Raw genomic sequence first — 22395 nt, forward strand, 5'->3', positions numbered from 1 at the left:
GGCATGGAAATTGCTTTTATTTGAGTGTAATAACATTTTGAAGGAGGCAATTAACATGTCTAATCGAAAAGAAAAAGATTTCCTTAATCTTCCCTTTACAGGAATCTGTACGTTTGGAAAATACCCGATTTGTACTGACCTCGATCAACTTGATGCAGATGTAGCTGTCATTGGTGTTCCTAATGATATGGGTACACAATGGAAATCAGGAGCGAGAATGGGGCCGCGTGGAATACGTGAAGGATCTACATTATATAGCTTCGGATTAGACGGTGCCTATGATATCGAAAAAGATATTATGTATTTAGGTCCCGATTGGAAAGTTGTTGATTGTGGCGATGTGGATATGGTACATGGAGATTTGCTGCAGTGTATGGAGAATACAGAAGAAGCAATAAAAAAAATCGTTTCAAAGGGGGCGATGCCGGTTATTTTAGGTGGCGATCACTCTATTACGATTCCAGTAGGAAAGGGATTAGCTGAAGCGGGACCTTTCCATGTTATTCAAATAGATGCTCATTTGGATTGGGCAGATCATCGTTCAGGGCAACGGTATGGTCATGGAAGCTGCATACGTCGATTGTCTGAAATGGATCATGTGGATAAGATTTTTCAGTTTGGTATTCGAGGAATCAGTAGCAGTAAAAAGGAAGATGTCGATGCTGCAAGAGAATATGGAAGTGTTATATTATCACCGCGTCAAATGAGAAAAATGGGAATAGAAAGCGTTATAGAACAAATTCCAGCCGGGGAACGCTATTTCATTACCATTGATATTGATGGTTTGGATCCTTCAATAGCTCCTGCAACGGGAACACCTTCTCCAGGCGGTCTCATTTATGATGAAGTAAATGAATTACTCGAAGGGATTGCGAAAAGGGGGCAGGTCATTGGGTTTGATATGGTCGAAGTAGCACCTCCATATGACCATGCGGGTATGACTGGACAAGTAGCAGCACGGCTTACTTTAGACTTAATGAGTTTTATTTTAAAAGAAAGAGAAATAGTGAGTGGTACTAAAACAGAAAAAATTTCCTTATGACTTAAAAAATATATCATTGGTTTATTTGGCTCTTAGATTTACATAGAAAACGACTTTCTATGTAAATCTTTTCAATCGATTCGACGGACGTATCACAGGGAACTTACAAAAAAGAACCGGAGGGGTGTCTATGAAAGTAGAGACAAGGAGCATTGAGTATATTCCCGAAAATGAACGTCATGGGAAAGCAAGAGGGCTATTCCCAGTTTGGTTTGGTGCCCAAATGCATTTGACCACTCTAGTTACAGGAGCCTTATGCATTAGTTTTGGATTAAATCTTTTCTGGAGTGTAATGGCAATTATTACAGGAAATTTACTCGGAGCCATTTTTATGGCTTCGCACTCCGCGCAAGGACCGAAACTTGGTATTCCACAAATGATACAAAGCCGGGCGCAATTTGGTGTTATTGGTGCTGTGATTCCCTTAATACTTGTTATATTTATGTACTTAGGATTCTTTGCGAGCAGCGGTTTGCTAGGTGCTCAAGTCTTGAGCAACTCATTATCAATTGATTTGACATGGAGTATTATTATTATGAATGGCATCACTTTCATCGTTACGATGATAGGCCATGACTTAATTCATAAAATGCAGAAATATTTATCATGGTTCTTTTTTATCATATTCTTAGCTGCGACAATAGTCGTCTTCAATTTGCCAATACCAGCAGAAAGCTGGTCTCCGGCTGGATTTGAGTTTTCAACTTTCATGTTATGCGTTAGTATTGTAGCTACCTGGCAGCTCTCATTTGCTCCGTATGTTGCAGACTACTCGAGGTATTTACCGATTGACACCCCTCCAGCTAAAACATTCTGGTATACGTACACAGGATCAGTCATAGGAACCGTGTGGATGATGTTATTAGGGGTCCTTTTAGCTGTTTCCATTCCTGGTTACCTTGAAAACTCCGGGACTTATTTGTCTCAATTGCTTGGTAATCGATTTGTGTTTATTATGCTTCTGGCCATTTTTTTAGGCCAACTCTCTATCAACGTGTTCAATTTGTACGGTTCTTTCATGTCAACAGTATCAACCATTGAGCCTTTTACAAACTTAAAAGTATCTCCAAAAGTAAGAATGTTTTTTGTCTTAGGTATCACTATAATTGGAACTTTATTAACAATAATCGGCAAAGGGAATTTCTTGGAGTATTTCACCAACTTTATTTTATTGATCAGTTACTTTTTAATCCCCTGGACGGCCATAAATCTCGTTGATTATTATGTACTTCGAAGGGGAGAGTACAATATTAAGGACATGTTTGATTTAAACGGGCAGTATGGAAAGGTAAATTGGATTACCACCTTTTCATTTTTAATATCCATTATTGTTGAATTACCTTTTATCAATACATCTATCTATGTCGGCCCGATTGCTCAATCTTTAGGAGGTGCTGATCTTGCATGGATTGTAGGGCTGATTGTTCCATCTTTTCTCTACTATGTTATGATGAAAAGAAAATTATATCATTCACCAAAAGTTTCACTCAGTGAGAGTAAAACTACAAATCTCTTTAGGTAATACAGGATAGTGTATGAATGAAATTTTCACCACTCGGGAAAGTGTATGAATATTAGAATTTTAATAAAATCTAATGCTGGTTCTCTATTTGTATGGTCCCTTAACATGCTTTTTCGGTAGCATATAATGCATAAGGAAGCATCATTAGGACTCTCGACAACAATCCAGTTTATTGAATCAGCTAAACCCGAAGACAAGATAGTAGCCCATGCAAAAGAAGATAAACGAAACTATCGGACAGAATTTTATCGAATAGACGTCTTACATGGGCAAAATCTGATAACAACCATAGAGAATCCATTTTGATTAATCTTTTTTCAAAATGGATTCTTTTTATTTACGCTAATATGGGGGTTCAGGTGTTTATGAATGAAGATTCCCATTTAGTGGTTTTTTTGTTGGCATCCTTTCTGAAAAAAGAACTAGCCATTAGCTAGTTCAATTCCATATCAAAACTTCTCCTATATCTTTCGTCTAAACCATACACATAAACATTTGTCCTGCGAAAATAGGTCAGACCTTTTGAACGGGAACTTGAATTTCAAAGGTAATCTCGTTTGGTTTATCTGTGATCGTAATATCAACATGCATAATTTGCAGCGCATCGCCGGTAATTTGATAACCACCTTCATCAAGATAATCCAATATTTTACTCAAGCTTTCACTTCGGTTCCATAGTAATTCTCCGTTATAACGGGTACACGCAAATAACCCAGCCGGAACGATCCGTTGGTACTGTTTTGGTATTTTTTCTTTACTTTTTGCCACAACAAAAATGACTGATGGTTCTTCAAAACGTTTAGCTCTAAGATCTGCTTCCTGGATGAGAATGCCTAGTCTGTTACTGGCCAGAATCGGTGTCTTCTCAGCAAGCATATTTTCTAGCCTGATAACACCATAACAAAGTTCCAAATTATTATTGATTTTTTCATTCAATGTAATTAACTTTCTGCGTCCTATTTCACGAAACATAACCGTTTGAAGTTCCTTTTCTCTTGCTACGTGATCCAAATATACAATTTTTTCCCGGATATTTTCCTCCAAATCAGTTAATTCGTTTAGTTTTGAAACAAGATCCGCGTGCTTTGCTTTAAGAATGTCCAAAGACTTACTAAAATTGCGTTCATTGAAATAATCCTTTATTTCGTCCGTACTCATTCCAAGTTGCCGTAACTCTTTAATGGTTCCTAAAACCTCGTACTGGAAAATAGAATAGTAGCGATACCCCGAGTTTGGATCGATATATTGCGGCTTGAATAAGTCAATCCGATCATAGTGGCGCAAGGTCTCCGCAGTCATCCCTCTTAACTTTGCCATCTCACTGATGGTTAGTTTTTCTTTCAATTTAACCACCTCCTTAAATAATATAATACAGTATTGACCTTTGTGTAACAAAAACCTTTATAATCAAGATACAAAATATTCTAAAACTTCTGAGTATTCTTTATCAATAGGAGGGAGCTGATTATGGAAAGAAAGAAGCTTGTTAGAACGCTTACTTTGTCACAGGTTGTTTTTTTAGGAATTGCTTGGAATAACCCCATGGTATTTTTTAATACCTATGGAATAGCTACCGTAACCTCACATGGTGTAATTACGGGTGCGTACATTATTGCATTTCTAGCGATACTGTTTACAGCCCTCAGCTACGGAAAGATGGCAAAGGCATATCCTATCTCAGGTTCAGCTTATACATTTACTCAAAAGTCTATTAATTCTGAAGTTGGGTTTCTTGTAGGTTGGACAATTATGCTTGATTATATTTTAACACCTATGGTGACGTGCTTGATGTCCACTGTCTTTTTAAATGCAGTGTTTCCGGGGATTCCGCATTATGTGTGGATTATTCTTTTGACTGCTATCATAGTGGTACCGAGCATACTAGGTGTAACGATATCAGCATCCACAAGTAAAATTTTTGTTATTGCTCAAATCATTTTCGTTTGTTTTTTCTGGCTATTAACCGTCAAAAGTTTATTAGAAGGAGTAGGGACAGGCACTCTTTTCTCAAGTAAACCATTGTTAAATTCAGATGTTCCCTTGTCCGTTATCTTAGCAGGAGCTTCGATTCTTTGTTTTAGTTTCCTTGGTTTTGACTCACTTACTACCTTGTCAGAAGAAACAATTAATCCCGAAAAAACGATCCCAAAAGCTATTATCATAATGCTTTTGTTTACAGGGGTCTTGTACATTGGCTCTTCCTATTTAGCACAATTGGTGCAGCCAGGCTTTACATTCGAACACCCTGATTCTGCAGCCATGGAAATCGCGATACTTGTAGGAGGAAACGTATTTAAATCATTATTTATTACTGGAGTAATTGTTGGGAACTTTTCTTCGGGAGTTGCTGCAATTACAAGCGCATCACGTGTGTTATATGCCATGGGACGGGATTCTGTATTGCCTAAAAATCTATTTGGTTATATTCATCCCAAATTTAATACACCGTCACACGGCATTATCGTGATAGGCACAGTTTCTTTACTAGGTATTTTGTTGACCTTGGAGCAAGTCATCAAGTTTATCAATTTTGGAGGGCTCATTGCTTTTACATCCGTTAATCTATCTGTCATCGCCCATTATTTTATTAGAAATCAGAAACGTTCTTTTAACGACTGCATACGGTATTTATTTTTACCGCTCATAGGTGCAGCATTCACTATGTGGTTATGGTCATATTTAGAAATAGAGGCTTTGATCCTTGGAGGCATCTGGGTCGCATGCGGCTTGGCATATCTTCTTTACATGACAAAATTTTTTCGCAAGCCTCTTCCAGAGTTTCATTTTGATGAAGAGACCATTCCTCAAGAGGTAGAAGATATGAATGAAAAAATTCTTTCCCAAAAGGTAGAAGACTTTTAATCCTTTTTTTACACTGAAGTAAGTATATGTAACTAAAAGAGGGATGAATATTTTGAAAATAAAGAAAAATGAAAGCGTTATCTATTTTTAAGGCGAGATCGTTAAAGTAAGAATAACGAACAGGAGGTTTTTTCAAATTGTTAAAGCTGAAAAAGTTTATAAACGGTGAGTGGATGGATTCTTTGAGTAAACAAAAGAGTAATGTTGTTAACCCCGCAAACGGCAAGATCATTGCGGAGGCTCCCAACGGAAATGCAGAAGATGCCCGGATGGCCATTGATGCGGCACGAACCGCGTTTGATTCCGGGATTTGGTCAGACCTGTCAGCTTCGGAACGGGCTTCCTATTTATTTAAAATAGCAGAGAAAATTGAAGAACATGCATCTGAGCTTAGCCAACTTGAAACAGCCAATACCGGAAAACCTCTTAAAGAAGCAGAGTTTGACATTGCGGATGCAGCGGATTGTTTTCGTTATTATGCCGGTTTAGTCACTAAACCGGACGGCCAAACGTATCCTGTTTCCGGTCCTGTACAGGCCATGGTTGTTCGAGAGCCTGTGGGGGTATGTGGACTGATTGCTCCATGGAATTTTCCTTTACTGACTGGAGCTTGGAAAATAGCCCCTGCCCTTGCTGCAGGAAATACGATTGTGTTTAAAACATCCGAGGTTACTCCGATTACGACTACTAAATTATTTGAGATTATCGAAGAAGTTGGCATACCGGATGGCGTTGCAAATCTAGTTATGGGTGGTGGTGCAACAGTAGGAAATGAACTAGCGGAAAGCGATAAAGTTGATATGGTTTCGTTCACTGGCAGTACATCGACAGGCAGAAGCATCATGAAAGCAGCAGCTGGAAATATTAAAAACATTGCACTCGAATTAGGCGGCAAGTCACCTAACATCGTTTTCGCCGATGCGGATTTTGAGACAGCCGTGGATTATGCTTTATATGGGATTTTTGTCAACGCCGGCCAAGTTTGTAATGCAGGATCTCGTTTACTGCTTGAAGAGAGCATACACAACAAGTTTATCGATAGATTGATAGAGAAAGCGAAAAAGATCCGAGTCGGCCCTGGCGATCAACCGTCTACACAAATGGGTGCCCTTGTCAGTGAAGCACATATGAATAAGGTACTCCAATATATTCAACTTGGCATAGAAGAAGGGGCGAAATTAGTCTGCGGCGGCAAACGTATCACAAGCAACGGGCTTGAAAATGGCTATTTTGTTGAGCCGACGATATTTGTTGACACTAAACCTGACATGAAAATTGTTCAGGAAGAAATATTCGGGCCAGTACTTACCGTGCAAAAATTTAAAGATGAAGCGGAAGCTATCCAGCTTGCGAATGATACCCCATATGGCCTCGCAGCAGGTGTATTTTCACAAGACGGTGCGAAGGCTTTACGAGTAATTAAGAAAATAAGAGCCGGAATTACATGGGTTAATGCCTACAATCTAGCCTACAATGAAGCACCGTGGGGAGGATACAAGCAGAGCGGAATTGGACGGGGGTTAGGAACTTTTGGGTTAGATGAGTTTAGTGAGGTAAAACAAATTAACATTAATTTAGAAGTAGAGCCAACTAAGTGGTTTGATCATTAAAAATGGAAAAGTAGATATAAAAGAGTAAAAGAGAGTGAGTCACTATACTATTACACTATTTGAAAAATTGAAAGGGGAAATTAATGATGATCTGGGATTTTAATTTCAATATTCCTACCTCTATAGAGTTTGGAGGCGGAAAAGTTAAAAATATTGGGAAAAGAGCAAAAGAGCTAGGAGGAAAAAAGGCTCTTGTTATTACCGATAAAGGACTAGCACAAACTGGAATTTTGCAAAAGGTTATAGATTCGTTAGACCAAGAAGGTATCAATTATATTGTTTTTGATGAAATTACTCCTAATCCAAAAGATGTAGATTGTCAAAGAGCCTATGAGCAATTTAAAGACGAGGAAATAGATCTTTTGATTGGTCTTGGCGGAGGAAGTTCAATGGATACAGCCAAAGCAATTGGTACACTTTTAACCCATGGAGGAGAGCTTAGAGAGCGTTACGGTGTAAATTTACTAGAGCGAGAAATCACTCCACTTATTTGTATTCCTACAACTTCAGGTACTGGTAGTGAAGTTACAACAGGTTCTGTCATTACAGATACAGTTACAAAACAGAAAGAGGCTATACTTGACATTAGATTGGCTCCGAAACTAGCAATTTTGGATCCTGAATTAACTCTAACTCTGCCTAAATCTATTACTGCTGCTACTGGAATGGATGCACTTACACATGCTATCGAAGCTTATACCAGCAATATTTCTGAACCCATTTCCGATGCTCTCAGTCTTTATTCAATTGAATTAATTGCTAAGTACCTTCCGTTAGCTGTAGAAAATGGGAACGACTTAGAAGGACGGAAAAATATGCTTGTAGCCAGTTTAATTGCAGGTATGGCATTTAATCACGCGGATCTTGGTGCTGTACATGCTATGGCTGAACCACTTGGAGGTCTTTATGATACTCCACATGGGGTAGCAAATTCTATCTTTCTTCCACATGTTTTTGAATTTAATATTCCTTCAAACCCTGAAAAGCATGCAATTGTAGCTGAAAAACTTGGAGCAAATAAAGAAGGTAAAACAATTGAAGAAACTGCCTATGAAGGTGTTGTATTGTTAAAAGAGCTTGCTCGTAAAATTGGCATTCCTGATTTTCGAGATTTAAATAATGTCAATCCTGAAGATTTCCCATTCCTTGCTGAAGGAGCAGCAGTTCATTTATGTACACAGACGAATTCAAGAAAAGTGACACGCGAAGATTATTTGGCATTATTCCAAAAGACTTATGAGGCGAAAAACACAACATTAATTTAACTATATAGATAGATTTAGAAAATTTGACATGACCAATTCTAAATGTTCTTCGATGGAATGAAGATGTGTCGAGTTATTAAGTGTTCATGTGGATTAAGAGTTGTTGAATCGGTGGTCAGCTTGATTAGGAGTTTTAATTGGGCGGCCACCATGGCTTACATAAAAACTGGAGGTGTTTTTACAGTGTTAAATCTGAAAATGTTCATAAACGGTGAATGGATGGATTCTTTAAGTAAACAAAATAGTCAAGTTGTAAACCCTGCAAACGGCAAGTTCATTGCAGAGGCTCCTAAGGGAAATGCAGAAGATACCCGAATGGCCATTGATGCGGCGAGAACCGCATTTGATTCCGGGATTTGGTCAGATCTGCCAGCTTCAGAACGGGCTTCCTACCTATTTAAAATAGCAGAGACACTTGAAGAACGTGCATCTGAGCTTAGCCAGCTTGAAACAGCGAATACCGGAAAACCTCTTAGAGAAGCGGAATTTGACATTGCGGATGCAGTGGATTGTTTTCGATATTATGCCGGTTTAGTCACTAAACCCGATGGACAAACATACCCGGTTTCCGGTCCTGTACAGGCTATGGTTGTTCGGGAGCCGGTAGGGGTATGCGGACTAATCGCTCCATGGAATTTCCCTTTACTGACAGGAGCCTGGAAAATTGCCCCTTCCCTTGCTGCAGGAAATACGATTGTGTTTAAGCCAGCCGGGATCACTCCGATTACGACTGTTAAATTATTTGAGATTATCCAAGAAGTCGGCATACCGGATGGCGTTGCCAACCTAGTTATGGGCGGCGGGGGAACAGTAGGAAATGAACTAGCGGAAAGCGATAAAGTCGATATGGTTTCGTTCACTGGCAGCACAGAAACAGGCAGAAACATCATGAAAACAGCAGCTGGAAATATTAAAAATATTGCACTTGAATTAGGTGGCAAGTCACCTAATATTGTTTTCGCTGATGCAGATTTTGAAACAGCCGTGGATTATGCTTTATATGGAATTTTTGTCAATTCCGGCCAAGTTTGTAATGCAGGATCTCGTTTACTGCTTGAAGAGAGAATTCATGACAAGTTTATCGAGAGACTGGTAGAGAAGGCGAAAAAAATCCGGGTCGGCCCTGGCGATCAACCGTCTACAGAAATGGGGGCGCTTGTCAGTGAAGACCATATGAATGAGGTGCTCAACTATATTCAACTAGGTATAGAAGAAGGGGCGAAACTAGCCTGCGGAGGCAAGCGTATCACAAGCGATGGGCTTGAAAATGGCTATTTTGTTGAGCCGACGATATTTGTTGACACTAAACCTGACATGAGAATTGTTCAGGAAGAAATATTCGGTCCGGTACTGACTGTGCAAAAGTTTAAAGATGAAGCAGAAGCCATCCAGCTTGCGAATGATACCCCATATGGCCTCGCAGCAGGTGTATTTTCCCAAGACGGTGCGAAGGCATTAAGAGTGATTAAGAAAATAAAAGCCGGAATTACATGGATTAATGCCTACAATCTAGCCTACAACGAAGCACCGTGGGGAGGCTACAAGCAGAGCGGAATTGGCCGGGGGTTAGGAACTTTTGGTTTAGATGAGTTTAGTGAGGTAAAACAAATCAACATTAATTTAGAAGTGGAGCCAACCAAGTGGTTTGATCATTAAAAATGGAGAAGTAGAGATAAATGAGTAAAAGAGAGTGAGTAATGCTACATCGAAGAAATTTTTGACTAATAATAGAGGATGCATTTTTTTGAATTTGCCAATATTTTAAAATTTAATAATTTTCAAATATTAATTCTGGAGATGGGCTTTAACAGAAAGAAAGCTGTCAGCCTACTTGATTATTTTACGAGTAAAAGACCAGTTCATCAAGATTTGTCTTTTTTAAGACCTAATAAGACAGCATAGTATATGAATTATATTCTCCGAGCTCTTTCTCAGTGGCGTTTACTAAGAAAAATCGAGTAATCAGAAAATATGTTGGTTCCTAGTAGTCATTATTGACTCCTAGTTTTATAGGTTGGCATGAAGCATACGTATATTATCGAGAACGTAATACAAGTGGGAGGCAACGTACATGTCGAATAATGAAAAACAACACCTTAATTTACCTTTTACCGGAATCTGTACTTTCGGGAAATATCCCGTATGTCCTGATCTAGACCAGCTAGATGCAGATGTAGCTGTCATTGGAGTTCCAAATGATATGGGAACACAATGGAAGTCAGGCGCAAGAATGGGTCCAAGAGGAATTCGTGAAGGCTCTACATTATATAGTTTCGGGTTAGATGGAGCCTATGATATTGAAAATGATATCATGTATCTTGGCCCTAAATGGAAAGTTGTTGATTGCGGTGATGTAGACATGGTACATGGGGATATGATGCAATCCCATGATAATACGGAAGAAGCCATTCGAAAAATCGTTTCAAAAGGTGCAATGCCGGTTGTTTTAGGTGGAGATCATTCCATTACAATTCCAGTAGGAAAGGGCTTGGATGAACTCGGGCCATTTCATGTGATCCAGATTGATGCGCATTTAGACTGGGCAGATCACCGTTCAGGAATGCGGGTTGGACATGGAAGCTGCATCCGCCGCTTATCTGAAATGAATCATGTTCAAAAGATTTTCCAATTGGGCATTCGTGGAATCAGCAGCAGTAAAAAAGAAGATGTTGATGCTGCCAGAGAATACGGAAGTGTCATCTTGTCTCCCCGCCAAATGAGAAAGATGGGATTTGAACAAGTTCTGGAACTTATTCCAGCAGGTGAAAAATATTATATTACCATGGACATTGATGGCCTCGACCCATCAATCGCCCCTGCGACAGGCACACCTTCTCCTGGAGGCCTGCTTTATGATGAAGTCAACGAATTACTCCATGGAATTGCAAAAAGAGGAGAAGTAATCGGTTTTGATATGGTAGAAGTAGCTACACCTTACGATCATACTGGAATAACTGGACAAGTGGCAGCGCGCCTCTCATTAGACTTACTTAGTTATGTTTTAAAAGAAAAAGAGAAAAACAGGCTGCAATCAGCGATCATCAAGAGAAGAAATTCATAAAGAAGCATTAGTCTGTTAAATTTGAAAGCGTTTGCTGATATAAAGTGATTTTCCTCTTAGTTTCCTAAATATGTATAAATATAGAGGCGATATCATAAAAAAATTATGTAAATAATTGTTTATTTTGAGTATATTGAGTATCTAAAAAAGTATAGAGGATGACGATTGTGGGAGAGTGCAATGTAGACAGCCAACGAAGGAGCAAGTTCCAAATAAAACCTGGAACAAATCTCTCAGGTAAAAGAAACATAATAGGACGCAACTCTGGGGAGCGCGTTTATAAAACGCCACCATTGGGAAAACTCTTTTTAGCATAGAGTTAAACTCTCAGTTAAAAGGACAGAGAAGGGAATGTTGCCATTACTCTTTTCTGTCCTTTTTTGCTTTGTGCGGGAGCCATTCTATTTAGGCTCCATTGGTAACGATTTGTATTGTATATATGTGTAACCAAACTGTATTTTCATTGATATCGATTTTCCATAATAGTAGTTGCCAGCAATGGAACTAAATGTGAATAACAGTACGATAATGGCAAACCAAAATGCCTGCCCAAGATCCTAATATCGTATCAAGTCTATTTTGTGTAAGGATGAAATCATCTGTTTCCTTCGATATATACAGGCCTGAAAACAAAATGATGTAGGCTGTCGAACTACAAATGACAAGCGTATCGATAAAAAACACCTAGAGACTGATTGAGTCCTTGTTTAACGGGATGACTGACATCTGCAGTCGCACCAGCAATAGGGGCACTACCCATCCGGCTTCATTTGAAAATAGACCCTCTTGATTACTTGCAACATTACAGCGCCTAGTGCTCCGCCAGCCACTTCCCTTAATCCAAATGCACTTTCAAAGATTAAAACAAAAACACTCAGTAACTCGGTAACATTCATGACGACGATAATAATCAACGCTACTAACACGTATGCTCCTGCCATAATAGGGACGATGACAACAGAAGCTTTTGCAATCATTTTAATCCCGCCAAAATTCGGATCAAATATATCTAAAATGGTTAGAAACGTTTTTATTGAGATAAATGATAACTTTAATTCATTAAATATTATTCAATCTTTTAATCCATATTTTAATATCTATGATAGCGAAAAAGATTTGATTGAACGGTATATTAGGTATTGGCTCCAAATCTACTTTATTATACAGCTCGCAGAGATAGCAAGCATCAATCACATCTGTCTTTACTTTTCGTAGAGATGAGCTCTTTTCTCGCTATAAGACAAGTGGGTTAATGATAATTAGTAAATCATCTCTTTCCTCGAATTGCTGAACAACTGGTGTATGACAATGACTAGTAGAGTCTAATACGACCGAGGTCGAATTCCTGTTAAGTTTTCTATTTCTCCCTTACTTACAAATTTCATGTTAGTAAGTACTGACACCTAAATAAATGGTGCATAAAGAGCTTATTCCTTAAACAGGCTGCCTCCACATTCAAACCATCTTTTCACTTCAGTGATAAGTGAACTAGGATAGTATATTTAAAAAAAACGAGACAAAACGAGACAACAATCTCATTTTGTCTCGTTTTGTCTCGACTGAAAATAGATAAAATCCTAATTTTACCGACCTCCCATCTTGGCACGGCATTTGCAATATCAATATAAAGAATGACACATTATTAATGATTGGGGGCTAAAAAATGGAAACGGTTCAATCGAATGAAATAAAGTTATCAGAGGACAAGGCTTATTGGATGTACAAAAAAATGCTGGAAATCAGAAAATTCGAAGACCAAGTTCATGAATCTTTTGCTAAGGGGATTTTACCAGGTTTTGTCCATTTGTATGCTGGGGAAGAAGCGGTAGCTGTAGGAGTATGTGCTCACCTTTCTGAAAAGGACAGCATTACAAGCACTCACAGGGGGCATGGCCACTGTATTGCAAAAGAATGTGACCTTAACGGGATGATGGCTGAAATCTATGGGAAAGTGACAGGGCTTTGCAAGGGAAAAGGCGGTTCCATGCATATTGCCGATTTGGATAAGGGGATGTTAGGTGCAAACGGGATAGTTGGTGGAGGCTTTCCGCTCGCATGCGGTGCAGCATTAACTGCGAAATACAAAAAGACCGATCATGTTAGTGTTTGTTTTTTTGGTGATGGTGCCAATAATCATGGGACATTCCATGAAGGGATAAATCTGGCGGCAATCTGGAAGCTACCCGTTATATTCATTGCTGAAAATAATGGGTATGGGGAAGCCACGCCTTTCAACTATGCTTCAAGCTGTAAAACGATAGCCGATCGTGCGATAAGCTACAATATCCCGGGTGTCCGAGTGGATGGGAAAGATGTATTGGCTGTGTATAAGGCTGCTGAAGAAGCCGTTCAGAGAGCTCGCAGGGGAGAGGGCCCATCATTGATCGAATGCGTTACTTATCGTAATTATGGACACTTCGAGGGAGATGCACAGAAATATAAAAAAGAACAAGACAAAAAGGAGCATAAACAAGAGAAAGATGCGATTGCCCTGTTTAGGAATTACTTACTCAATCAGAATCTGCTGGCGGAAAAAGAACTGATTTCTCTTGAGAGTGCCGTTGAGGAATCTATTAAACAGGCAGTTAAATTCAGTGAAGATAGCCCGTATCCAGAGGCATCCGATTTATTAAACGATGTTTATGTATCCTATTAAACTATAAAAGGAGGAATTGAGATGAGTAGAAAAATCAGTATGTCACAAGCAATAAATGAAGCAATGGCCATGGCAATGAGAAAAGATGAAAATGTCATCCTTATGGGAGAAGATGTAGCCGGCGGTGCTGAGGTCGATCATTTACAGGATGACGAAGCATGGGGTGGTGTTTTAGGTGTCACAAAAGGATTGGTTCAAGAGTTTGGCCGGGATAGAATTCTTGATACACCCATTGCGGAAGCAGGATATATGGGAGCGGCCATGGCAGCCGCTTCGACAGGCTTACGACCGATTGCCGAGTTAATGTTCAACGATTTCATTGGCAGCTGTTTGGATGAAGTATTGAATCAAGGTGCAAAGTTCCGCTATATGTTTGGGGGAAAAGCACAGGTTCCCGTGACGATCCGTACGATGCATGGTGCAGGCTTCAGGGCTGCAGCACAGCATTCACAAAGCCTTTATGCCTTGTTCACTAGCATTCCTGGATTGAAGGTCGTTGTTCCCTCTTCCCCCTATGACGCAAAAGGGCTCTTACTTTCAGCCATAGAAGATAATGATCCCGTCATCTTTTTTGAAGATAAAACGCTATACAACATGGTTGGGGAGGTTCCGGAAGGCTACTATACAATCCCAATCGGCAAAGCTGAAATTAAAAGGAAAGGCTCGGATTTGACGGTCGTTGCCATCGGTAAACAAGTTCACACCGCGATGGAGGCTGCTGAAAAACTTACTGCTAAAGGCATTGAAGTCGAGATTGTCGACCCGCGGAGCTTGTCACCATTGGATGAAGAATCGATTCTCAACTCTGTGGCAAAAACAAATCGTTTAATCGTGATTGATGAAGCGAACCCAAGATGCAGCGTCGCAACCGATATTGCCGCACTGGTGGCTGATAAGGGATTTGACACGCTCGATGCGCCAATCAAGAGGATTACGGCACCACATACACCTGTACCTTTTTCTCCACCGCTAGAAGATATTTACCTTCCAACATCAGAAAAAGTGATACAAGTCGTTTCAGAATTATTAGGAGAGCCTTCCATTCTTGGGGTGTAATTAAATCAATATGATGCATGCTCCAGCTTTTTCGCATAGAACGGCAAAAGTTGGAGCAACAAAACCAATGATGGACACAGAAACCAATCTGAAGGGAGAAAAAAGATATGGCTGTTGAAGTAGTAATGCCGAAATTGGGCATGGCAATGAAAGAAGGCACTGTTTCGTTGTGGAGTAAGGCTGTTGGGGATCCAGTCGAAAAAGGTGAACCAATAGCCAGCATCAATTCAGAGAAAATAGAAATGGATATTGAATCGCCAGCGGAAGGTACGATTCTGAATATAGCTGTTCAAGAAGGACAAGGAGTACCTCCAGGAACCGTTATCTGTCATATCGGAAATCCGAATGAAAAAATAATCGATGATCATGTTGCTGAACAAACTCAGTCGAAAATTGTTGAACAAGAAAAGCCGAAAACAAAAGAGTCACCCAATTTGCCACTGGGAGATCGACTGATGATCACCCCGGTTGCGCGAAAAATGGCACAGGCAGCGAATCTTGACATTGAGAAGATTCAAGGCACCGGGCCAGGTGGAAGAATCACTAAAGAAGATGTACAGAAAATTATTGGAAAAAGGGATTCCATGTCGGTAAATACAGAAGAAAGAATAGTTTCCCCTCAACCTACTTTAGAGAGTCCGCAGCAGATCCCTGTTACCGGAATGAGGAAAATCATTGCCAGACGTATGAAGGAGAGCTTACAAAGCAGTGCCCAATTAACTCTAACGATGAAAGTTGATGTCACTGATCTAGTATTTTTGCAAAAACAGGCTACTGAAACGCTACAAAAACAGGAATCAACTAAATTGACTATAACGGACTTTGTTGCAAAGGCTGTCGTGCTTTCACTTAAAGAGCATCTTAAAATGAATAGTGCTTATATTGAAGATAACATCATTTTGAATGAGCATATCCATCTTGGATTAGCGGTGGCCTTGGAGAAGGGGCTCGTTGTTCCTGTCATTAGAAATGCCGAAAATTGTACCCTAAGGCAGTTATCGAAAAAGGGTAAGGAATTGGCCCGGTGTGCACGTGACGGTCAATTGCCCATCGAAGACATGCAAGGGTCCACTTTTACAATCAGTAACCTTGGGGCATATGATGTTGAGCATTTTACACCGATTCTCAATACACCGGAAACGGGGATACTTGGAATTGGCTCTGCTTATGATACCCCGCGTTATATTGGCGAAGAATTGGAGAAGAGAACGATCTTGCCACTCAGTTTAACTTTTGATCACCGTGTACTTGACGGGGCACCCGCTGCTGCCTTTTTACAAACACTAAAACGGTATTTAGAAGAACCGATCACCGTGATTTTATAGAAAAGGAGGCAAAGCTCTTGAATCGTATAGCTATTATAGGCGGCGGTCCTGCAGGGTATGTAGCGGCAATCACTGCTGCCCAGCAGGATAAGGAAGTCATATTGGTAGTCGATGGGCCATTGGGGGGCACCTGTTTAAACGAAGGATGCATGCCAACGAAGTCATTATTGAAAAGTGCCGATACGTATGACTTAGTGAAAAATGCCGGGCATATGGGAATCCGCCTGCCCTCCAATTCGATTGAAGTCGATTGGGATACCGTGCAGGAACGAAAGAGAGATGTCATATCTAAACTAGTGAATGGTATTCGATATTTAATGAATAAGAATAAGATAAAAGTCATTCAGGGAAGAGCGTCTATCCTGACGAGCCATCGACTGCGGATCGAGAACGGAAATAAAAATGAAGAGATTGAAGCCAGTAAGATCATCATTTCAACTGGGTCCGAACCGATTCCCTTACCTTTTGCGCCGTTTGATGGTGAATGGATCATCCACAGTGGCCATGCCATGTCACTTCCTGCCATTCCCGATTCGCTGCTAATTGTCGGAGGCGGAGTCATTGGATGTGAATTTGCCAGTATTTATAGCAGGATGGGCACCAAGGTTACCGTTATCGAAATGGGGGAAAAGCTGCTTCCGGGGGAAGATGATGATATCACGAGCATCCTGCATGGAGAATTGAAAAACCAAGGCGTAACGGTCCATACCTCCACATCTGTCAAAAACATCAATGCAACCAGTAAGACGGTATTTTTGGAGAAAAGCGATGGCGAACTGGAAGAACAATATGCTGATTACGTACTCGTTTCAATAGGGAGAAAACCAAGAGTGAATGAAATGGGCTTAGAGGAAAACGATATTGATTTTTCCCGACTTGGCATCTCGGTGGATGATCGAATGCAAACAAGCAATCCATCGATTTATGCTTGTGGTGACGTGATTGGGGGCATACAACTTGCCCACGTTGCTTTTCATGAAGGGCGAGTGGCGGCTTTAAATGCCTGTGGTCGATTTGCACAAGTGAATTACCGGGCAATCCCTCGCTGCATTTATACCTCCCCGGAGATTGCTAGTGTAGGCTTGACTGAAAAAGAAGCGCGAAAAAAATATGGCGAGATTAAAGTTGGTGAATTTGCTTTTTCGGCAAATGGGAAAGCAATCCTTTCCAATAAACCGGAAGGAAAGGTGAAAGTCCTAGTGGATCCACAATATAATGAAATTCTAGGTTTTTCCATTATTGGTCAATATGCAACAGAATTGATTGGTCAAGGAACGGTCATGCTGCATGCAGAAATAACGGCAGATATGATGGGAGATTTTGTAGCGGCACATCCAACCTTGTCGGAATCCATACATGAAGCTTTTTTGAACGTTATAGGTCAAGCTGTGCATTCATAAAAAACCAGAAGGGGGATTTTTGTATGGCTAGCGGTCAACGGACGGCGGTAGTCACTGGTGCAGGACGTGGCATCGGACGTGCCATTGCATTAAGATTAGCTCAAGATGGATTGAATGTGGTCATTAACGACGTCAATCTGGATACGGCTGAATCGGTCGTGAATGAGATCAGGGAAATTGGGCGTGAAAGCTTTGCCGTTAAAGCGGATGTAAGCAATAGACGGGAAGTATTCGATATGGTGGATCAAATTGTGGAACGTTTTGGACAACTGGACGTTATGGTTTCAAATGCAGGAATTGCTCAAATAAAGCCTCTATTGGAGGTAACTCAAGAGGATCTGGAACTGATTTTCAATATAAATGTAAATGGTGTCCTCTTTTGCCTGCAAGCCGCTGCTGAACAAATGAAAAAGCAAGAAGGCGGGAAAATTATTAGTGCTGCCAGCATCGCCAGTTATAAAGGCTTTAGTTTACTAGGTACATACTCGGCCACAAAATTTGCCGTAAGAGGCATTACACAAGCGGCAGCACAGGAATTGGCCCAGTTTGGAATTACCGTGAATGCATACTGTCCAGGAATTGTCGGGACGCAAATGTGGGATTTAATCGATGAAAAAATGGGTCAATATATGAATCTTGCTAAAGGTGAAACATTTAAAAAGTTTACAGATTCCATAACCTTAGGACGGTCCGAAACGCCAGAAGATGTTGCGAAATTCGTATCTTACCTTGCTTCACCCGATTCGGATTATATGACAGGGCAATCCATCATGATTGATGGCGGGGTTATATTTTCATAAAACTAACGCATTTTATTGTTAGATGGAGAAGCATCGTGTGAATGATCACATGATGCTTTTTGTGTAAACTAAATCTATATATTGTAAGCGGATACATAATCCACTATAATTAAATGGACCTCGATTAACATCCTATTTTATACTCCATGGTATTTTTCCTCTAGATTGACTGGTCAAATGAAGGTTTAAACCAAATGATTAGAGGAGGATTATATGCTATCCACTAGTTGTTATCTACGTACATGGGAACGCTTTGTCAGTGAAGGGGTTCTCGATTCAAGTCGTCTGAACAAGCGAATAATGGAATCATGGCATCGCTGCAAAAAAGATCAAGTCAACCCATACCTTAATAAAGGCAAACACATTTTGACGAATGAATTATTGGATATTCAAAGAGAAAAAAACTCCTTCCTATTAGAAGTGGCATCACCCCAATTATCTAGGATGAATCAATCGATAAAGGAATCTGGAATGATGGCTTTATTGGTCGATCCGGATGGATATGTCCTTTCACTTTCCGGAAATGAGAAAATCCTCGATGAGGCAGGCAAAATAAATTTTGTGGAGGGCGTATGCTGGACGGAGGGTGAGGTCGGAACGAACGCAATTGGAACAGCTTTGAAAACGGGTGAAGCCGTAATGATCCAGGGTACCGAGCACTATTCAATTGCCTCACACAAATGGAGTTGCTCTGCCATGCCCATTTTAAATGAAGAAGGTAAGATATTAGGAGTTTTGGACATATCATGTCCAGTAGAATATTTCCATCCCTCCATGCTAGGTATGGTAGCCAATTTGGCGTATACGATCGAACAGGAAATAGGAGTGCGTTCCTATAAGAAGGAGCTAGCACTGACCCAGCACTCGATAGAACTTGCAGAGACCTATCCAGATTTACCTTTTATCGTCTGTAATCATAAAGAAATGATAATCTCCTCCAGTAAACAGGTTCGCAAAAAAATTCCTCAATCCATCGGTATGGCGTTGACCGATCTATTAAATCATGGATATCGAATCGTTAAGGAAAATCCGCTTCTATCCAAAGAAGATAATAGGATTTCCGGCAAGTGTTTATTCTTATCAGAAAATCTTGGTCATGAAACCAATAGGCTTTTTTCTGCTTCAATGCCTTCAGAAAGTTTTACCTTCAAAGGGGAAAGAGGGAATAGTGAATCCTTTCATAACACATTACATAAAGTGAAGCTTGTTGCACCGACAGAAGCCAATGTGTATATATCCGGTGAAACAGGTGTCGGGAAAGAGCTTATTGCCAAAGCTATTCATGAAAATGGATTACGTAAAAAAGGACCGTTTGTCACGATAAATTGCGGAGCCATACCTAAAGATTTAATGGAGAGCGAATTATTCGGGTATGTTGATGGTGCTTTTACAGGGGCTAAACGGCAAGGGCACAAAGGGAAGTTCGAGCAGGCAAATGGAGGGACCATTTTTCTCGATGAAATTGGTGAAATCCCTTCAGCGATGCAAGTTGCCTTACTGCGTGTACTTCAGGAAAGAAAAATCGTTCCGATCGGTGGCACAAAAAGCATTTCATTGGATATTCGCATTATCACTGCAACACACCGGAATCTTGAAGAGCTTGTCAACGAAGGGTCCTTTCGTAAAGACTTATACTATCGGTTGAACGTTTACCCCATTCATGTACCTCCCTTAAGGGAAAGGATTGAAGACATTCCTTATCTAGTTAACTACTTGTGTTCGAATAATAATTGGAATATTCCATTAACGGAAGAATTATTGAATCGTTTAAAGGATTACAATTGGCCAGGCAATATTAGAGAACTGCAAAATGTACTTCAGCGATTGACCATCTTACTTGCAGAAGGACCTCTGGATTATGTTAAAGTATTGAATTCCATGCATTCACAGCCCGTTACCCGGCATGATGATTTCCCTTCATGGGAGGAACCTGGTGAAAAAGGCTTTAAGGAAAATGAACTGACGATCCGTGAAAAAATTCAACGGGATCTAATGATAGAGGCATTACAAAAATCAAGAGGAAATGTAACGGCTGCAGCAAAGTTGATGGATATACCAAGAAGTACATTTTATAAGCGGATCCATAAGTATGGTATATAGACATGGCGTGTGTACATTATGTAAGAAGAGTAGATTGATAGAAATCCATGGAAAAAGAAAGGGGTATGGCAAATGAAAACAAGAATTACTGAATTATTGGGGATTGAATATCCGATTATTTGCGGCGGGATGTTTCAAGTTGGCCGAGCCCCGCTCGCAGCCGCCGTGTCAGAAGCGGGGGGACTAGGTATCATCACTTCAAAAACACAGGTGACACCAGAAGGTCTCCGAGATGAAATACGTAAAGTGAAAACTTTGACCAAGAAGCCCTTTGCTGTCAACCTAAACCTGTTTCCAAGTCAAACGGCAACCCCGAATGATGAGTTCATCGATATTTTAATTGACGAAGATGTGAAAATTGTTGAAACGAGTGGCCGAAGCCCAGAGAGTTTAATGCCCAAACTTAAAGAGCACGGCTTTACCGTGATACATAAGGTAGCGAACGTCAAAAACGCAGTGTCGGCAGAGAAATTAGGAGTCGATGCCATTATCATTGTAGGGAATGAAACAGGCGGACATCCTGGCATGGGTGATGTAGGAACGCTTGTCATGCTGCCTAGAGTCGTAGACTCTGTTACTATACCAGTAATAGCCGGCGGGGGATTTTCGGATGGCAGGGGCCTTATTAGTGCCTTGTCACTCGGTGCGGAAGGTATCGTCATGGGAACTCGCTTTATGGCAACGCAAGAAGCGCCGATTCATGATAACGTGAAGCAGTGGATGGTATCGGCCAATGAAATGGATACGGTTGTCATCCAATGGAATATAGGCAGTCCATCGCGTGTAGCATTAAATGCCGTCAGTAAAGAAGTGGACAAACTTGAAAATGAAGGTGCCACTATAGAGGAATTGATTCCACTAATTACGGGACAACGAAGCAAGAAAGTATACTTTGAGGGAAATTTAGACGGAGGAATCTGGTCATGCGGTCAATCCGTAGGACTGATAAAAGAAATATTGACCGTCAATGAACTAATAACACAAATCGTCCAAGAAGCAAAAACTTCGTTCGAATTCATCCAAAGCCGTATCGAATCCATACGAACATAAATAACGTATCAGGAACATGAGATCAAGTGCTATTTCGTGTTCCTTTTTTATCTATTAGACATAAGGTTGAAGGGAAAATGGGTTTAATCGAAACTCTAACGCGAAATGCCCATTCAAGAAAGTAAAAAGGTGCATAACTCATCAATAACTTGCTAACCAACTTTCCTCAACATCTTAATAAGGACTTTCACATGTAAAAGAACCAAAGAAATAGGTTATCAACATTTCGTGATTAGAGTTTACATAACATTATTATTCCGTTTTATAAAAATATGTTGTCATCTGGCATTAACTTATAATCTGCCTTGATTTCTGAAACTTTTTAATTCATTTATATGTAAAAATCGACTTTTACGATTTACAGATAAATGAATTGCACTCATGATACCAAAGAACTGATTGCTGAAGGTAGGAAGTGTTTTTTTTACAAATTCGATTTGAAGGTTTGCCTTTATAACCCTTGGCAGCTTCCTATTGATTCACTGCATGTTATTGCAATTATGAAAGCAGTTCCTTAAAATCGCAATCTTTACTTAAAATTAAGTTTAAAATAGAGCGGATTGATCAACATTTATTAAAGGTTATGATGATATAGGCAGTTATAAGTTAAAAGAGAGATTATGTTGTTAAATAGAGGAGCCTATTA

Annotated in this window: 16 protein-coding genes, 1 pseudogene and 1 riboswitch; of the genes and pseudogenes, 14 read left to right on the top strand and 3 right to left on the bottom strand. The window is 40.1% G+C overall.

Annotation, left to right across the window (positions count from 1 at the left end):
* Positions 1–55 precede the first annotated feature (55 nt).
* Both speB (NYE63_RS13945) and NYE63_RS13950 read left to right on the top strand, forming a co-directional pair.
* Entirely contained in the window at positions 56–1042 is a 987-nt protein-coding gene (speB, locus tag NYE63_RS13945) for an agmatinase (protein WP_252270075.1), read from the top strand.
* Between the two features lie 130 nt (positions 1043–1172).
* A complete protein-coding gene (locus tag NYE63_RS13950) occupies positions 1173–2564 on the top strand; it encodes a cytosine permease (RefSeq protein ID WP_342605606.1) in 1392 nt (463 codons plus the stop codon).
* A gap of 513 nt (positions 2565–3077) precedes the next feature.
* Here the strand turns inward: NYE63_RS13950 and NYE63_RS13955 are convergent.
* Positions 3078–3908 carry a MerR family transcriptional regulator gene (locus NYE63_RS13955; RefSeq protein WP_342605607.1) on the bottom strand — a complete coding sequence of 277 codons (831 nt, stop codon included), beginning with the start codon at positions 3906–3908 and terminating at the stop codon, positions 3078–3080.
* 123 nt (positions 3909–4031) lie between these two features.
* Here NYE63_RS13955 and NYE63_RS13960 point away from each other — a divergent pair, with 123 nt between their 5' ends.
* The 5 genes from NYE63_RS13960 (at position 4032) to speB (NYE63_RS13980) (ending at position 11362) form a co-directional block, all read left to right on the top strand.
* Positions 4032–5426: an APC family permease gene (locus NYE63_RS13960; protein WP_342605608.1), complete on the top strand. Its 1395-nt coding sequence runs from the start codon at positions 4032–4034 to the stop codon at positions 5424–5426.
* A gap of 137 nt (positions 5427–5563) precedes the next feature.
* On the top strand, positions 5564–7036 hold the full coding sequence (locus NYE63_RS13965; protein ID WP_342605609.1) for an aldehyde dehydrogenase family protein: 1473 nt from the start codon (positions 5564–5566) through the stop codon (positions 7034–7036).
* An 83-nt stretch (positions 7037–7119) separates the two neighbouring features.
* On the top strand, positions 7120–8301 hold the full coding sequence (locus NYE63_RS13970; RefSeq protein ID WP_342605610.1) for an iron-containing alcohol dehydrogenase: 1182 nt from the start codon (positions 7120–7122) through the stop codon (positions 8299–8301).
* Between the two features lie 183 nt (positions 8302–8484).
* Positions 8485–9957 (top strand): aldehyde dehydrogenase family protein, encoded by a 1473-nt coding sequence (locus NYE63_RS13975; RefSeq protein ID WP_342605611.1) that lies wholly within the window; start codon positions 8485–8487, stop codon positions 9955–9957.
* Between the two features lie 415 nt (positions 9958–10372).
* Positions 10373–11362 (top strand): agmatinase, encoded by a 990-nt coding sequence (gene speB / locus NYE63_RS13980; RefSeq protein WP_342605612.1) that lies wholly within the window; start codon positions 10373–10375, stop codon positions 11360–11362.
* Positions 11363–11520: 158 nt separating this feature from the next.
* A riboswitch (glycine riboswitch) is annotated at positions 11521–11621 on the top strand.
* 493 nt (positions 11622–12114) lie between these two features.
* Here the strand turns inward: speB (NYE63_RS13980) and NYE63_RS13985 are convergent.
* Both NYE63_RS13985 and NYE63_RS13990 read right to left on the bottom strand, forming a co-directional pair.
* On the bottom strand, positions 12115–12339 hold the full coding sequence (locus NYE63_RS13985; RefSeq protein ID WP_342605613.1) for an alanine:cation symporter family protein: 225 nt from the start codon (positions 12337–12339) through the stop codon (positions 12115–12117).
* Positions 12340–12505: 166 nt separating this feature from the next.
* Positions 12506–12697 (bottom strand): annotated as a pseudogene (locus NYE63_RS13990) (transposase); the annotation flags it as partial.
* Positions 12698–13025: 328 nt separating this feature from the next.
* On the opposite strand from NYE63_RS13990, the gene NYE63_RS13995 reads away from it, so the two are divergent.
* From NYE63_RS13995 to NYE63_RS14025, 7 genes are all read left to right on the top strand, one after another.
* Positions 13026–14018 carry a thiamine pyrophosphate-dependent dehydrogenase E1 component subunit alpha gene (locus tag NYE63_RS13995; protein WP_342605614.1) on the top strand — a complete coding sequence of 331 codons (993 nt, stop codon included), beginning with the start codon at positions 13026–13028 and terminating at the stop codon, positions 14016–14018.
* Between the two features lie 21 nt (positions 14019–14039).
* The gene (locus NYE63_RS14000; RefSeq protein ID WP_076369227.1) at positions 14040–15074 is read left to right on the top strand and encodes an alpha-ketoacid dehydrogenase subunit beta; all 1035 of its coding nucleotides are present in this window, start codon (positions 14040–14042) and stop codon (positions 15072–15074) included.
* Between the two features lie 107 nt (positions 15075–15181).
* On the top strand, positions 15182–16399 hold the full coding sequence (locus NYE63_RS14005; protein WP_342605615.1) for a dihydrolipoamide acetyltransferase family protein: 1218 nt from the start codon (positions 15182–15184) through the stop codon (positions 16397–16399).
* A gap of 17 nt (positions 16400–16416) precedes the next feature.
* Positions 16417–17799, top strand: coding sequence for a dihydrolipoyl dehydrogenase (gene lpdA / locus NYE63_RS14010; RefSeq protein WP_342605616.1), 1383 nt, complete (start codon positions 16417–16419; stop codon positions 17797–17799).
* 23 nt (positions 17800–17822) lie between these two features.
* Positions 17823–18599 carry an acetoin reductase gene (locus tag NYE63_RS14015; RefSeq protein ID WP_342605617.1) on the top strand — a complete coding sequence of 259 codons (777 nt, stop codon included), beginning with the start codon at positions 17823–17825 and terminating at the stop codon, positions 18597–18599.
* A 213-nt stretch (positions 18600–18812) separates the two neighbouring features.
* A complete protein-coding gene (locus NYE63_RS14020; RefSeq protein WP_342605618.1) occupies positions 18813–20699 on the top strand; it encodes a sigma-54-dependent Fis family transcriptional regulator in 1887 nt (628 codons plus the stop codon).
* 72 nt (positions 20700–20771) lie between these two features.
* Positions 20772–21749 (top strand): nitronate monooxygenase, encoded by a 978-nt coding sequence (locus NYE63_RS14025; RefSeq protein ID WP_342605619.1) that lies wholly within the window; start codon positions 20772–20774, stop codon positions 21747–21749.
* The last annotated feature ends 646 nt before the right edge of the window (positions 21750–22395 follow it).

The organism is Peribacillus sp. FSL E2-0159 (assembly GCF_038643155.1).
GTDB classification, from domain to species: Bacteria; Bacillota; Bacilli; order Bacillales; family DSM-1321; genus Peribacillus; species Peribacillus simplex.